Here is a 16,237-nt window from a genome sequence, read left to right as displayed (position 1 = left end):
CTTGTCTTATCTTAATATGAGGGATGTTTAATGACTTATTTCACCTGTTTTTTTCTTGATGCGGAAAAGGATATAATTGTAAGTCTCTATAAGGACTTGGACAGACTTTATTATGTATTGTCCACTCCGAATCATCATACAGGGAACCTGATCAGGAATCTTGCATCAATATGCAAATTACCTCTTACTCAAAATGAGGAAGGTTTATTTGTCATTGAGGGTGAAGTTCCGTGCTTTGTAGATGCAGATAACTGTGAGTCTTATATTTTTAGCCTTGGAGACATTGAAATTGCCGATATTTTTCCTGATGGCCGTGTTGATCTAAAAGCTACAATTCCGGCTATAGCCAAGACTCTCATGAGTCAGACAAAAAACTACCAGCTTGATCTTTCTAAAACAATTTTCAAAACCTATGTAAATAAAGAACTTAAATTCAGGGCTGATCTTCACACACATATGAATGGCAATCTGCCCGGGGATATCTTAATTGCACTGGGAATTTACCATCAGATAAGATACCCTTTGTATTATGTAAAAAAGCTTGATTTAAAACTTACCAATGAACAATGGGATAAGTTAAATGCACAAAGAAATAAAGTTGCAAGGCAGTTTATCTCTTCGGGACTTGAAGGAAAGTACTTGGACAGAAGAATTAATGATAATACTTTTATTAATTTTGCTGATCTTATTTTAAATAACCTTGATAATGCAGAAATGAATATAGTAAAGATACGCGGTTCTCTTGCGGTTATAAAGGATGGACAGGCCGTTTTTACTAATCTTGAGAAGGTTTATCTTTACAGATATGTTTTTTGTAAAGCAAAAGAAAGTGAAGATAAGATCAGATTGGGCAATATAGACCAGATTCCTGATGAGGATGTAAAGGTTCATGTGAAGCAGATGCTAAAGGACAAGGAAAATCCTGATTATGCATCAAATACTATTTTTCAGGATAAGCTGCTTTGGATTGCAAGAAACTATAAAAAACAAGGTGTTTGTTATGCGGAAATAAGCGATACGACACTTGTTAAGAAATATGAATCCGTAGAAATGCTCAAGGAAGTCCATGATGTGATGCCTAAGATTTATCAGGAAACAGGCGTAATGATAAGATTTCTTGCTGCTATGAGAAGAATTCCGCTTACAATTGTAAAAGACGCGATAACTCCTGCCGATTATCTTGAACAAAATTTGGAGGTCCTCAGAGGCACATTCCTTGATCCTTATGTTGCAGGCTGCGACTTTGTCGGAGAAGAAATAAACGATATTATCACCCTTAAGCCTGTATTTAGAGAGCTTGTAAAATTTGCCGCTATTGATCCGTCTTTCGTTATAAGGGTTCATGCAGGAGAAAATGACAGCTTGAAGGATAATATTTCACATAGCATTAATTGTGTTAAGGATTGCCTTCTTCCGGGGCAGTCTATGCCCAGAATGAGGCTTGGACACGGCCTTTATACCTACTCACCACGGTCTAAAAAAGGACGTGAAGTAATAAAACAGCTAAAAGAGAATAATATAGTTCTGGAATTCCAGCTTACAAGTAATGTTCGTCTAAATAACCTGAACTCGCTCAAAGATCATCCGCTTAAGTATTATTTAAAACAGGGAATCAGATGTGTACAGGGTACAGACGGGGCGGCTCTGTACGGTACCAGTTCGATTGATGAACAGCTTTCTTTAAAGAAAATGCTTGAACTTACGGATGATGAACTAAAACTCATGAAAGACGCGGAAACAGGCATAATAGAAGAGGGGCAGATAGCTTATTCCGATAAAAAAGCTGCTTTTATTTCAATGCTGAAAAATCGTGATATGGAGGAATTTTTGCTTGAAAAGATGAAGACTGTAAGAATAACAAAGTCATCTTCAAGAAAAGTAAAAAGATTTGATGCAAATAAAGAGCTTATGGATGAAATTAGTGAAATTACCTGGGATCGTTTTCCTGTTGTTCTTTTGGGTGGCAGTTTTAATACCGAAAAACGTGCGACAAATATCACTCCGGACGGAAAAAAACAACTTGATGCTTTATTAAAATTCATGAATCCTGATGAAGTTTGTTTTATAATAGGCCATAAGCTTTCAGGATATGAAAAATATTTAATTGATCACAATTCAAAAGGATTTAGAATTTATGCCGTAGTTCCTATGCTAATCACAAAGAGTGAACGTGATAAATTAAAGGATGCAGGTGTGTATATACGTGTTTCCCCTGAAGCCGAAGGAATGGGGATATATAAAAGCTTCAATTACGAGATATTTGAACGAAGACCCTCCATGGTAGTTGCCTTTGACGGAAACAGCGCTGCCGCCAATTTGATTCAGGAAGCAAAAAACGGAAAAGGTAAATCCGTAATATTTATTTGGAGTCATTCCAAAACATTAAAGCAAAAGGCAAAATCCTTGCATGGATATGTAAAATACTTTGATAATGAGAATCCTATAGTAAACGAACTAATGCAGCTTCAAAGCGAATTTGGTGATAAGGAATTACATTAAACCGGAATTTTCTGCAATGATATTATTTTATATCTACACACCAAAATGCACATATTACAACTACTATCGTGAAAAACACATGCATTATAAAAGAGACAAAATCATTTTGATCTTGTCTCTTTTGATTTAATTATGCTATTGGAATTTATTCACCGAAATCCATAAGTCCTTCGGTTTCATCAGTTACAACTTCTTCATCTTCAAGTTCTGCAGCTGATGGTGTCGGAATAAATTCTGAAATATATGCATCCTGCGGTAATCCTGCAAGCATTGCCGGAAGGTTTAATATAATTCCGTCCATATTATATGGCAAAGGAAGTCCTACCTGAATCTTGGAGGTTTTACCATCTTTTTCCTTGGTTACAAGAAGCTGCATATTGAAGTTTTGTCCCATGGTATCAACCATACCACGTTCGCCCTCTTTAATAGATGCTACCTTTTCGCCGTTTACGAGGACATCTATCTTATAAGGAACTTCGTCTATTGTTTTTCCACCATATTCAAGTGGTTTATTATCAAAATATACTGTATGTCCTCTGCCGATTATAAACATGGCTGCTGCAATCAGGACGAGGACTACAAGAGCTATAATGCGATATATCAGGACTTTTTTCTTTGATTTATCCATTTACTTCCTCCTCCTGAGACAAAGCAAGCTGTTGGCTCTCTTTTGATTTATTCTTTCTCTTATTTGTCTCATACATTATAAGTGCAACTGTAATAACCGCATAGGAAACAAATACGCGGAAATACTCTCCTATCATGGAATCGCCTGTAATAACAGTTCCAGCCTTAGGAGCAACGATAAACATTGTGTGGAAAAGTATTATTCCAAGGAATACATTTCCGATAGATGCTTTATCTACAGAAGCACCTCCGACAAGGAGTGCTGCAATACAGAACATACCAATCTGTGAATGTGAGCTGTAGGTTGCAATATTACCCATATTCTGGAGATAGATGATCATACCAATGCCTGCAAATACTGTAGAAAGAACCATTGATATAATTCTGGTACGCTCAACATCTATTCCGGCATCTCTTGCTACTTCCATATCCTGTCCGACTGCTCTCATATCCTGACCAAGCTTAGTCTTTCTGAACCAGATGATAACAAGGCATAATAAAAACACGATAATGAAAGTTGCGACAGGAATCTTTACTCCTGCAATGGTAAGAGGAATAAGGTTATCAAGCTTTTGTCTCATGGATAAAAGGGATACTGTGTTTCTGACACCATAACCTCTGGGAAGCTTGATTGTACCATGCTTAATTGGAATAACAGGTCCCATAAGGTAAAGTACGACAAGCTGGTAAATACCGTTGATAAAGAAACTTATAATATAACTCGTGATCATCTCACGGCCTTTAGCCATATTGAGCACTTTTCCGCAGAAAAGACCAAGCAGTGCAGAAATCGGGATTGAAATGATCATGGCAAGTACCATACCGGGGATTCCGACAATCTGCCAATCACATACAAGTATAAGACCAATCTCTCCTGCCATAGCTCCCAGAGTCATTGAAAAGTTAAGACCCATTCCGGCCATAATCGGAATAAGAAGGCTAAGGATCAAAAATGCATTTCTTCCCATTCTGGTAACAATCTCATTTGCCAGATAGCTCGGAGAAAGTCCTGAAATCGGCGCACATACCGCACATATAAGAAGAAACATAAGAGGTACTGAAAACCTTCTGAGGTAATCGCCTAAACTATTTTTACTCATTTTGCTCCCTCCGTTTTTCTTGTAAGTGCATACAGAATCATACCGTTGGAAACAATTATTCTGATAACCTCACTCATATCAAGATGAATCATATTGTTCATTACTGTAGGTGTCATTGTTACAATACCCTGGAAAAGGATTGTTCCGATAATAACGTTCATAATTGAAGCTTTATTTACGGATGCGCCACCTATAAGGATTGCGGATACAGCAGGAAGTGCCATATAAAAAGGTGCCATATAGAGCTGAATAAAGCCAAATCCCTGCTCATAAACAAGAATGCCTATAGCTGCAAGCCAGGTGGACATTACAACGGAAATAAGTCTTATTTTGTTTACATTAATTCCTGCAGATCTGGCAAATTCAGGATTTGAACCAACTGCAGTCATAGCGGTTCCTGTCTTTGTATGAAGGAAAGCCCACATAAGGAAAGCAAGAAGCGCAAAGAAAATAAGGGCTCCCGTAGGTATTGAAAGATTACCTATATTGATCTGAAGAATCTTTGCAAGAGCCTGAGTATAGTAACCTTCAAGGGAAATTGTAGTTCTGAGACCTTTGCCTGCCATACCCCATACCATGTTGGGACTGTGGTAAGGAAGAAGAAGCCACATCATACACATAAGAGAAACTGATGAAAATCCAACATATGTTGCAATCATCATCTCTCCACCCTTAATTTTGTTAAGTAGCCAACCGTAAACACTTCCGAATACCAAAGCAAAGGGTGTTGCAAGAAGAATTGCCATGAAGAATGACATAGTTCCTGTAAAACCAAGCTCTATTGAAAGAGTTGCACCTAAAAGGCCGGAAATAATTCCAAGAGGAAGGCCGAAATTCAGTCCACAACCGGAATGAACCATAGGTACCATTGCCAGTACAAGAATTCCGTTCCAGCTAAAGCGGTTAATAATATTTGAAATCTGTGTGGGTAGATCAGCTCCCACAAAGGGCGAAACAACAAGTAAAAGTACAAGGAAACCGGTAATAATAAGTCTCGGAAGGCCGAAATCCTTGGCTATGCTTCTTGCCCTATCTTTAAATGTGATCGTAGTTGTCTGTTCACTCATCACGTATTACTCCTTAACAGTTTTGCAGCATAAGCTCGCCGAATTTTTCAAGCTGTTCACCTGCAGGGAGTATACCTGCAACCTTTCCGCCTGAAACGATCGCTATTCTGTCACAGGTTCTTCTAAGCTCTTCCAGCTCGGAGGATACCATGACAATTGTTACGCCTTTTTCTTTATTGAACTTTTTCAAAGCATCAAGCACCAGTGATTTTGCACCTACATCGATACCTCTTGTAGGTTCGCTTACAAAAAGCAGCTTAGGTTCAAGCGCAAAGGCTTTTGCAAGACATACCTTCTGCTGATTACCACCTGAAAGCTCTTTTGCTTTCTGAGTTGAGCTTGTGCACTTAATTTTAAGCTCATCAATATATTTGTCGGTGACTGCTTTAATTGCGGAGTCATCTCTCCATTTAATCATGCCTCCGAGATATTTTTTCAAAAACTTGTCCTGAATCTGCATTGCAGGGAAAGAAATATTCCACTCTAGGGATTCGTCTAAAAGAAGACCGACTCCTCTTCTATCCTCTGATACAAAAGCAAATGAAGAATCAAGACATTTTCTCGGATTATTTAAGGGAATATCATTGCCTTCGAAAGTAACGGTTCCTCCGGCCTGATATAGTCCCATAACACCGTTCGGAATACCAAGCTTACCCTGACCTGCAAGGCCGCCGATACCTAAAATTTCACCCTCTCTGACGTCAAGATTGACATTTCGCACGGTTTCACCAGGCATATCAACCCAAAGCTTTCTGATAGACATAACGATCTTCTTGTCAGCTCCGAGATCTTCGGTAACATAATTGGCATCGGAACCCGCTACGTCACGGCCGACCATCCATTTAGTGATATCAGCAACACTTGTATCCTTTGTTGCGGATTCGTTAACTACATAGCCATCACGCATGGTAATGACTCTGTCACATACCGAGAGAATTTCTCCAAGTCTGTGTGTTATGAAAATAACAGCAATACCTCTTTTAGACATGCCTCGGATAGAATCAAGAAGAGCTTCCGCCTCTTTTTCTGTCAAAACCGCAGTGGGTTCGTCAAGAATAAGAAGCTTTAACTGCTCCTTTGAAAGCTCTCTTGCAATCTCTGTAAACTGCTTATGGCCTACAGGCATGTTTGAAGTAAGCATGTTTTTATCTATATTAACGCCCATTTTCTGAATAGCTTCATCAGCGCGTGTATCCATATCCTTACGATCCAGTGTATCCATACGGTCACTGAAAAGCTGTGAAAGAACACTTGTTTTCTTTGATTCTCTGTTTAATAAAATGTTTTCTGTAGCCGTAAATCCGGGAATAAGTGAAAATTCCTGATGTACCATTCCAATACCTGCGGCAATGGCATCAAACGGGGACTGAAATGAAACCTTTTCACCGTTCAGAATAATATCTCCGCCATATCCGCCTGTTTCACGTATGGAATCTGCTCCAAACAGAATTTTCATTAGCGTGGATTTTCCGGCACCGTTTTCTCCGCAAAGACCTATTACCTCGCCCTCATTCAAGGTAAGGTTGATGTCGGTAAGGACCTGATTGCCAAAGAAGTCCTTTTTTATGTTTTTCATTTCAAGTAGTGGTGCTTTACCCATTATTTAAAACCTTTCCATACCTCAAAATATGGGGAGATAAAAAGCATCTCCCCACATAAGGTAAATCTTATTTTGTTGTGAAGTACTTCTCAGGAACCTCAACCTCGGTTGAACCCATGTATTTTCCTGGATCACCCATGATGTATGTATCCTGGTAGATCAGGAAGGTGTTGTCTGCCTTAACGCCTGTATCTGCGTTGGTGTAGTTGGAACCGTTCCATGCTGCACCGGGTGAAAATACTTCGTATGCCTTTGAAATATCATCGATATTTGTGAGTTCACTCTTGCCATCGATTACATTCATAGCATGCTGTGCAAGACCTGCTGAAACAGTGTAGCCATAAGAATAAGCCCATGTTCCGAATCTGCCTGCGCCGCCTTTTTCTACAACTGCGCTCTCAACCTTAGCAAGGATCTTCTCAAAGTCACCTGCCTCTTCTGTGAGGTCAAGACCAAGTGCTCCGGGATATCCCATAAGAGGTGAAGGAAGGTCTGCTTCAATGAAGTAACCACCGTTCTCAAGAAGTCCTCTGAGAAGAGGCTCTGTGTGAGCATCATTTGTACAGAAATATGCAGAATTCTGACCATACTTTTCAACCCACTCCGGAACGTGCTCTGCAATGTAAGCCTGTGCTCCGGGAACACCTACGTCTGTTGTCGGATCGGGAGCTGACTCCATAACGAATTCCATGCCGAACTCTTCACAAGCAGCCTTCATAATAGCAACACGACGGCTCATTGTCTCATAGGACAGATGACGAGGGAATGAAATGTGAACGAATGTATCACATCCAAGCTCGTGTGCTGTACGGATGATAAGATATCCGCGAGCAACGAAGTCGTTGTTACATACAAGATCAGCGGCACTTCCGATTTCAGGAAGATCCTCGTGAGACTCACCTGCGATACAAATGATGTCAGGTCTTCTCTCCTTAATTTGACGGAATGCTTCTGTTGTTCCGGGAATAGCCTGGTTTACGATGATAGCCTTCATATCAGCATCATCTGAAAGATTAACGATTGTCTGGATAGTTGTCTCAAGCTCTTCAGTGAAGTTGTCGGGATAGGTTGCAAGAATAACTCTGTCCTCTCCGTACTTTGCCTGAAATGCCTCAGCACCTCTTCTGTCATCCTCAGACTGGGATACAGATCCTGTTACAATACCAATATGGTAATCTTCTGAAGCCGCCTCTGTAGCTTCCTCTGATGTTTCAGCATCAGCTGTCTCATCAGTTGCCGCATCTTCATTAGTATCTGCAGCGGTCTCTGTCTGTGCAGTATCCTCTTCTACAGTCTCGATAGTAGCAGCGCCGCTATTACCACAAGCCATAAGCATTGTGGAGAGCATAACGGTGGCGGTCATAACACCAATTAACTTTCTCATACACTTTCCTCCTTTGAAGTTTTAAAGCGTTAACTTTATAAATGAAATTATATAGAGAAAACTCAAAAAACACAATAAAAAATATCAATTCAGATATTAATTTCTTCATGATTTGACAAATATTTTTCATTCTTTTTGTAAAATTTATCCTTATTGAAGGTTAACATAAGGTGATATACAATAAATATTATTATTTTCAGAAAGAGAGAACGAATATGACAAAGGAAACACAGGAAAAATTAAATTATATTCTTAATGCGTCTAAAGAAATCGAGACGTATAATCATGCATGCAGAATTTTATCCTATGATCAGGAAACAATATGCCCCGTTAAGGGAATGGAGACTCAGGGTGAGGTATCGGCTTTTCTCAGTAATCAGGCATTCAAAATCGCTAAAGATGAGAAGTTCACTGAAGCTGCGGAATATCTCTATGAACACAAGGACGAACTTACTGAATGGGATGCTGCTTTAGCAGATCAGCTTCACAGAACATACATCAAAGAAAAAAACATAACCCCCGAGAAGAATATGGAGATTTCACTAGTTTACAATAAGGCCTTTGTTGACTGGTCCAAAGCAAGGGAAGCATCCGATTTTTCCATGTTCAGGGAATCATTTAAAAATGTCTTTGAGATGAACAAGGAAATAATCAAATTAAGGGATATTAGTGCCGGAGGTTCGGTATATAACCAGCTTCTTGATGATTACGAACGTGATATTACAACCGATGTTTTGGATGAATGCTTTGGAAAGTGCAAGGAAAGATTGCTTCCTCTTCTTGAAAAGATTATGAAGAGTAAAAAGAATATCAGAAGAGATTTTTTGGATATAGAGGTTACCGACGAGCAGCAGGCAAATATAGCAAAATGGCTTCTTGAAACAATTGATTTTGATCTTGAAAGAGGTGCATTTACAACTTCTGAGCATCCGTTTACAAACGGACTTGGTAAGGATGATGTACGTGTTACTACTCACTACTACCCCAATTACTTTATTGGAAGCATGTATTCAATAATACACGAGGGTGGTCATGCTCTCTTTGAAATGCTTGTTCCCGAAGAAAACCACGAACACTTTATAAATGGTGGAAAGACAATGGGAATGCATGAGTCTGTATCAAGGTTATATGAGAACAGAATTGGCCGTTCAAAGGAATTTGTAAGTCTCATTTATCCTAAAGTGTGTGAAGTATTCCCTCAGGTTATGAAGGATGTTTCCGAAAACGAATTATATGAAGCACTAAACATTGTTGAGCCATCCCTTATCAGAACTGAAGCAGATGAGCTCACTTATACCTTCCATGTAATAATCCGTTATGAAATCGAAAAGGCACTTTTTGAAGGTACTCTTTCTATAGATGATGTTCCAAAGGTATGGAATGAAAAATATAAAGAATACCTTGGTATTGAGCCTGAAAATGACAGGGAAGGCGTACTTCAGGATGTTCACTGGACCTTTGGCTTTGGATATTTCCCTGCTTATGCTATCGGTAATATGTATAATGCTATGTACTACAATCGTATGAAAAATGAAATTGACATAAATAGTCTGGTTTCTAAAGGCGATTTTAGGACACTGAATAATTGGATGGCTGAAAATGTGTTTAAGAAAGCAGACCGTCTTTCTCCTTCTGAATGGATAAAAGAAATCACGGGAAGAACACTTACAGCTGATGATTTCCTGGATTACCTGGAAGAAAAATACACAGAATTATATAATTTATAATTTTTTACTTTAAGAAAAAACGGCCCGAAGTATTATTATACTTCGTACCGTTTTGTATTTTTTGGTTTTATATTCTTGCTACTCCGCATTCTCTTGCAGCTTTTGCTACAGCCTCAGCAACGGCAGGTCCCACTCTCTTATCAAAAGCAAGCGGAAGAATGTATTTTTCGTTTAATTCATCAGATGATACAAGATTAGCAAGTGCATAGGATGCAGCCTGTTTCATCTCTTCGGTTATGTCCTTTGCCCGTACATCCAGTGCTCCGCGGAAAAGACCGGGGAAACAAAGAACGTTGTTAATCTGATTGGGATGATCACTTCTGCCTGTGCCGACAACTGCTGCACCGGCTTCAAGCGCTTCCTCAGACTCAATCTCAGGAACAGGATTTGCCATAGGAAAAACAATAGCTTTTTCATTCATGGACTTAATCATATCCTTTGAGACTATATGAGGAGCACTGACGCCGATAAATACATCAGCACCTTCCATTGCGTCTGCAAGCTTTCCGCTGAATTTCTCGGGATTTGTAATATCTGCCATCTCTGCCTGGGCTGAATTCATCTCGACGCCTTCACAGAGAATGCCGTTTCTGTCAACCATTTTCAGGTGTTTTATACCAAGATTAAGAAGGTGTTTACCAATAGCAATACCTGCGGAACCTGCGCCGTTGATTACCACTTTTGCATCAGAGATTTCTTTACCTACGACTCGCAGTGCATTGATAAGCGCTGCACCAACAACCACTGCTGTTCCATGCTGGTCATCATGGAATACGGGAATGTCACAGAGCTCCTTTAATTTCTTCTCAATTTCGAAACATCTCGGTGCTGCGATATCCTCGAGATTAATACCGCCAAAAGAACCTGAAATAAGATAAACAGTACGAACTATTTCATCGACATCCTTGCTTCTGATACAGATAGGAAAAGCATCAACATCCGCAAATTCCTTAAAAAGAGCACATTTACCCTCCATAACAGGCATTCCTGCTTCAGGACCGATATCCCCGAGACCAAGAACAGCTGTACCATCTGTTATAACAGCTACGAGATTATGACGTCTTGTAAGGGTGTAGGATTTTTCGTAATCCTTCTGGATTTCAAGACAGGGCTGGGCAACTCCTGGAGTATAAGCAAGTGAAAGATCTTCTTTATTTTCAACTTTTACTCTTGAAACAACTTCAATCTTACCCTTCCATTCTCCATGCAGACGCAGTGACTCTTCTGAATAGTTCATCTTCTCATCTCCTAAATCATTATATATTTTGTATAAATAGGAATTTTATATGTATAAAAATTCCACATACCATTTTATGGCATGTGGAAGTAAATAGCTATTATAAATTTGGTAATTTCTTTAAAATAAATTTCCAAATACTCTTAGTGGGACGTGGAAGATAATGAACACCGTCTCTTGTATCAACTCTCAAATTCTTTTTTACTATATAATTATATAAATCGATTGTTGCTACATGATTTTTCTTGGCCCATTTTTTCAGGCCTTTGTTATAATGTACCATTAAATTATTTGTAAAACATATAAGACCTATTTCATCAAGATATGCATCCTTTACGGGACCAACAGTACATAGAATAAGCTTCTTTTTCATTTTTAGTAGTTCGTTATAATATTTGCGATAAACTCCAAAATTACCTCTGTCATTAGCCCCCATCCATGAAACGACTACATCATAAGAATCGGGATCAACTTCGTTAAGGACCTCGTCTATGTAATCATGCTGAGCTCCGCTTCTGGCATAAACAAACATTCCATTCCTGACATCACCGCACAATTCATTGTTTTTTACATTGAACATATAAACCGAACGGGAATCACCTATAAACAGAATTCGTGGGATGCTTTCTTTTACTTTAACGGTTAAAGTGGCAAAAAGATGATGTTTTCTCTTAATCTGTATTGTTGTGATTCCCAGGTCATGAGCAACGATATTTCCATTTTTATCTATTGTTGCAACAGATGGTTTACTCGATTTAAATTTTAAGCCTTTTGTGCTGAGCTTTTGACGATTGTCATAAACCGTAATTTTGAATTCTTCATTAGGAAGAACAGTCTTAGTGAAATATCTGGCGTTTGATCCGACATACAGCTTGTTATCACTGGCGGCACTGACATGTAGTGATATACTCAGTTTTTCTGAAAAAGGGCATGCAAAAAAGAATCCCCAAAATAGAAATATTAAAAAAATGTATCTTTTAATTCTTGTGTTCATAATAGTTCCCAAAATAAATATATATAATATTATCGCACTAAAATGGCCTGCACAAAAGTACAGGCCAGAAAAATTAATATTATCTTAAGCTTTTACTGTAATACTGTATTCTGCGGATTATAATTCTCTTTAATTGCTGTATAAAGCTCTGCATCCGAACATGCTTTGTAAGGGCCAACATAGAAAATACCAAGTATACCGCATGTAAAGAGTGTTAAAATTATCCAGCCAAGGAAGGAAAGATCATAAATAAATGCATTCATTTTTTGACCATTCATCATAGATCTTGAAAGTGTAATGGCATCATTGGAGTCCATATCAGGATTTTCAGCCATGATATATGGAACGAGCCTGTATGAATAGCCTTTTATTATTCCGGGGATAATAAACAATAAAGTCCACAGAGCCTGAAATAAATGAGTAAGAAACATGGTCTTTACAACATTCTTCCAGTTATTCTTAAGACCAAATGCTATATAGCCAAGTTCAGCCTTGGGCTCAACGCGGTTCATTATAAAGAACTTCTGGCATCCTACTTCAAGGGGGTTGAATAAAGCAATCTTAATAATGATACCGATAATAATAGCTATTCCTGCAGCTCCCAAAATTGCTGTTATAATTGCGGGATCAATTTCGGAAATCCATGATCCGCCTGAGCTGGCACTATTCTGGGTACTGTTATAAGCTGATCCGCCTGAGCTTCCGCCTACGCAAATGCCAAGCACTACTGAAGCTACAACACAATACCAGTAGTTCTTTTTCATGTTGAGCTTACCGTTTTGTTTAAGTAGTGAATTTGTCCACATAATTAATCTCCCTTCAAAAACAAGTTTCCTTTTATATATATATTATATCAAATTGTGCATAATTAAAGTACAAATTTAGCAAAATATATTGAAATAATATATCTTTTATGCAAATTATCCGATTAATTATAAACAGGAGTTGCCTAATATTAGGCAACTCCCTCCCCCAATAACAGTGGTGTAACACAGATTATTGTCAATATTGAAGATATTATAAGAGTTCCTGGAATCCGGGTACGAAAAGATGTCTCGGAATACCATCTACCATGATCGGTCCAACATCACCCTGGATAAGAGGACGAACATAAGTAATAAACTCATCAGTTACATATGTACCTTCTTTATTAATCCATTCTCTGGGAACAAGACGTTCATCATTTGCAATCTTATGAACATCCTTAACCTCTGTTCCTGCCTGATAAGGATCATCTGAAAGTCTCTCGATAACAACCATCTTACCGCTGTCACCTTCATCAGCAGCCTTCATGGCAGCACCGCCAACCTCATATGCTTCAAGAATATCCACACGTGAAGCACAGTGGCTTGCAGCTCTCTGAAGAGTTGAAAGTTCAATAGCTCTTGTTTTACAACCGATTTCTGTTGAAAGAACTGTGCAAAGATATCTTGCAGTACCTGTAAGCTGCTTATGTCCAAATGCGTCTACATATTCAACGCCGTTGTCATACTCGCTGATATATTTACCATCTTTATCATGAATACCCTCAGAGATTGCAATAACAACATTGGCTTTCTCTTTAAGGAGTTTTCTGACTTTATCTATGAACTTCTTAACGTCAAAAGGAAGCTCGGGAAGATAGATTGCATCAGGACCATCACAGTCCTCTCCTCTTGAAAGAGCAGCTGAACCTGTAAGCCAGCCGGCGTTTCTACCCATGATTTCAACGATAACAACCTGACCATGCTCGGTCTCAAGACTCCAACCATCACGAATAATCTCTTTTACGGAAGTACCGATGTACTTTGCTGCAGAGCCATATCCGGGTGTGTGATCAGTAAGTGCAAGGTCATTATCAATTGTTTTGGGACATCCTACGAATCTTACTGTAGATCCCGAAATAATTGCATAATCGGAAAGCTTTTTGATGGTATCCATTGAGTCATTACCACCGATATAAATAAAGCAATCGATTTCCAAATCAGTCAGTATCTGGAAAATCTTCTCATATGTCTCTTTGCTTTCGAATATTTCCGGAAGCTTATAACGACATGAGCCAAGATAAGCCGAAGGTGTTCTCTTTAAGAGCTCAGCATCAAGACCTGTCTTAATGTGCTCTGCAAGATCAACATAACGACCTTCCATAAGACCCTGAACACCATGGATCATTCCGTAAACCTTCTTGTATCCACGATCTATAGCTGTACGATAAACACCTGCAAGTGAGGAATTGATTGCAGCTGTAGGTCCTCCTGACTGTCCAACAATAACATTTCTCTTCTCCTTAGTTGCCATGGCTATGAATACCCCCTTACCTAGTTTTGTATTATGCAACATGCATACATTTTATAATAAAAATCCTATGTTGTCATTAAAAATGTATAAGAAAAAAATACAAAATACGCAATAGATTAAAAAAACTCAACTTATATCAGGGATATAAGCTGAGTTTTTCGTTAAAATATATTAATTTTGCAATCATTCCTGTACTTCAATTTCTTTTATTAGAAATTCATTACCCTGTACAAGATATGTGTGTTCACTGCCGCAAAAGGGACATATTCTTCCGTGGGCAACGGTTCCATATTGCTTCTTGCAATCCTGACACTCAGTTATCGCAGGAATTGTTTCGATTAAAAGTTCTGTATCTTTAATAAAATCCTGCTTCTCTGAAGCCCACTTCCAACAGTCAGTCAAAAAGTGAGGAATTACGGTTGAAACTTCACCAAGTTCAATTGTAACCTTCTCAATTTTTTCAATTTTGTTTTCTTCTGCGACCTCTTTAAGATCATCAATAATATGAAATACTACACCAAGTTCGTGCATAAAAAACCTCAATTATAAGCGCGATATAAATATTTACGCCTTCTCAGCACGATCCATAGCAAGCTGGAAATCCTTAGTATCTTCAAATACATTATTTGAGTAAGGATTCTTACCAAGTTTTACTGCTCTCTTAATAATCTCTGCTATGCAAATAACATTGATTGTAATTGAGAGAATAGCAACAAATCCCTGCATTCTGGGATCTGCGGTAATGCCCATAGATGAAATGATTTCTCCTGCCTGTGCTGTTTTACCTGCTCCTGAATTGTAAAGCTCAATTGCCTTTGAATAAAGATCCATTGTAGTAATGTTATTAGCTGTAGCACCACCGTATACTGTAGGAAGTGCTGCCGCAAACTTACTCCAAAGCTGGAATCCTGGAACTACCTGAGCCCACATGCACCAGATAGCAAGTGTATTAGCTCTGTTCTGAATCCATGCACCCTTGTTCCAAAATGCATTTGCAAAAGTAGGTGCAAGAAGAAGTGCAACGCCGCAATACCAGGTGTGTGTAGGAAGATTTAGGTATGTATACTCAAAGTTCCATACATCATAAGCAAGAATAAACCAAACGGTCATATCAGGCCAGAGCATATCTGACTTATTTCTGTCTTTAGACGTGTAAAGATGAACAACACCTGTCATACAGAAGATATTTATCATACCTGCAAGAGCGTTAACAACGTTCCACCATCCACCGTAGATGAATACACCTTCGTTAGATGCCCACCATGCACCGGAAAGGTTACCTGTGATATTAAATGCAGCAAGAGCTGACTCCATATCAGAAACATTTGCGATCATGATGTTAGCTGCAACGATGAACCAAGGGAACCAGGCAAACCATTTTTCTTTGCCAATGCCCCACTTGTACTTGATCATCATGAAGCCTACACATCCTATATCAGCAGCGTAAAGTTTGAAATAATGGAACCAACCGTCCATATAAGCTACTGTAGGATTGCTCGCACCTCCAAACATACCAAGATGTGCTACAATAAAATAAACTGTGAGGATTGTAGGGATAATTACAAAAACCAGGATACCGCCGGCTTTTGTTCTTCTACCAATCTCGTTCATAAGAATAAGGCCCGTGAAGACAAGAACCCATCCAATGAGTTGTGACGCAGCACTTGAGCCATAAAGTTGGAATAGCATAAGTTACCTCCATAAAATTAAACAATATTATCTTCA

At 38.7% G+C, this 16,237-nt stretch carries 13 protein-coding genes; 2 read left to right on the top strand and 11 right to left on the bottom strand.

Going from position 1 to position 16,237, the window contains the following annotated elements; genetic code table 11:
• Positions 1-30 precede the first annotated feature (30 nt).
• Positions 31-2,499 (top strand): adenosine deaminase, encoded by a 2,469-nt coding sequence (locus tag G596_RS20445; protein ID WP_022759985.1) that lies wholly within the window; start codon positions 31-33, stop codon positions 2,497-2,499.
• 145 nt (positions 2,500-2,644) lie between these two features.
• Here G596_RS20445 and G596_RS0101120 read toward each other — a convergent pair whose 3' ends face one another.
• The 5 genes from G596_RS0101120 to G596_RS0101100 form a co-directional block, all read right to left on the bottom strand.
• Entirely contained in the window at positions 2,645-3,127 is a 483-nt protein-coding gene (locus tag G596_RS0101120) for a DUF6672 family protein (RefSeq protein WP_022759984.1), read from the bottom strand.
• Positions 3,120-4,226 (bottom strand): ABC transporter permease, encoded by a 1,107-nt coding sequence (locus G596_RS0101115; RefSeq protein WP_022759983.1) that lies wholly within the window; start codon positions 4,224-4,226, stop codon positions 3,120-3,122. Before G596_RS0101115 ends, G596_RS0101120 begins: the two co-directional genes overlap by 8 nt.
• Complete coding sequence (locus tag G596_RS0101110; RefSeq protein WP_022759982.1) at positions 4,223-5,293, bottom strand: ABC transporter permease; 1,071 nt, start codon at positions 5,291-5,293, stop codon at positions 4,223-4,225. The genes G596_RS0101115 and G596_RS0101110 overlap by 4 nt, the downstream gene beginning before the upstream one ends.
• Positions 5,294-5,306: 13 nt before the next feature.
• Positions 5,307-6,893, bottom strand: a complete 1,587-nt coding sequence (locus tag G596_RS0101105) for a sugar ABC transporter ATP-binding protein (RefSeq protein WP_022759981.1) — start codon at positions 6,891-6,893, stop codon at positions 5,307-5,309.
• A 67-nt stretch (positions 6,894-6,960) separates the two neighbouring features.
• Positions 6,961-8,277 (bottom strand): DUF3798 domain-containing protein, encoded by a 1,317-nt coding sequence (locus tag G596_RS0101100; protein ID WP_022759980.1) that lies wholly within the window; start codon positions 8,275-8,277, stop codon positions 6,961-6,963.
• A gap of 215 nt (positions 8,278-8,492) precedes the next feature.
• Between G596_RS0101100 and G596_RS0101095 the strand changes: the two genes are divergently transcribed.
• Entirely contained in the window at positions 8,493-10,004 is a 1,512-nt protein-coding gene (locus G596_RS0101095; RefSeq protein WP_022759979.1) for a carboxypeptidase M32, read from the top strand.
• A gap of 67 nt (positions 10,005-10,071) precedes the next feature.
• Here G596_RS0101095 and G596_RS0101090 read toward each other — a convergent pair whose 3' ends face one another.
• From G596_RS0101090 to G596_RS0101065, 6 genes are all read right to left on the bottom strand, one after another.
• Positions 10,072-11,241 (bottom strand): NAD(P)-dependent malic enzyme, encoded by a 1,170-nt coding sequence (locus G596_RS0101090; protein WP_022759978.1) that lies wholly within the window; start codon positions 11,239-11,241, stop codon positions 10,072-10,074.
• A 100-nt stretch (positions 11,242-11,341) separates the two neighbouring features.
• Positions 11,342-12,235, bottom strand: coding sequence for an Ig-like domain-containing protein (locus tag G596_RS0101085; RefSeq protein ID WP_022759977.1), 894 nt, complete (start codon positions 12,233-12,235; stop codon positions 11,342-11,344).
• 92 nt (positions 12,236-12,327) lie between these two features.
• Positions 12,328-13,041, bottom strand: coding sequence for a DUF975 family protein (locus G596_RS20440; RefSeq protein WP_022759976.1), 714 nt, complete (start codon positions 13,039-13,041; stop codon positions 12,328-12,330).
• Positions 13,042-13,252: 211 nt separating this feature from the next.
• Positions 13,253-14,512 carry a 6-phosphofructokinase gene (locus G596_RS0101075; protein ID WP_022759975.1) on the bottom strand — a complete coding sequence of 420 codons (1,260 nt, stop codon included), beginning with the start codon at positions 14,510-14,512 and terminating at the stop codon, positions 13,253-13,255.
• Between the two features lie 183 nt (positions 14,513-14,695).
• A complete protein-coding gene (locus tag G596_RS0101070) occupies positions 14,696-15,043 on the bottom strand; it encodes a hydrogenase maturation nickel metallochaperone HypA (RefSeq protein ID WP_022759974.1) in 348 nt (115 codons plus the stop codon).
• 33 nt (positions 15,044-15,076) lie between these two features.
• Complete coding sequence (locus tag G596_RS0101065) at positions 15,077-16,201, bottom strand: DUF5692 family protein (RefSeq protein WP_022759973.1); 1,125 nt, start codon at positions 16,199-16,201, stop codon at positions 15,077-15,079.
• Positions 16,202-16,237: the final 36 nt, after the last annotated feature.

This window comes from Butyrivibrio sp. AD3002, from assembly GCF_000420905.1.
Lineage (GTDB): Bacteria > Bacillota > Clostridia > Lachnospirales > Lachnospiraceae > Butyrivibrio.
This window is presented reverse-complemented; position numbering and strand designations above follow the sequence as displayed.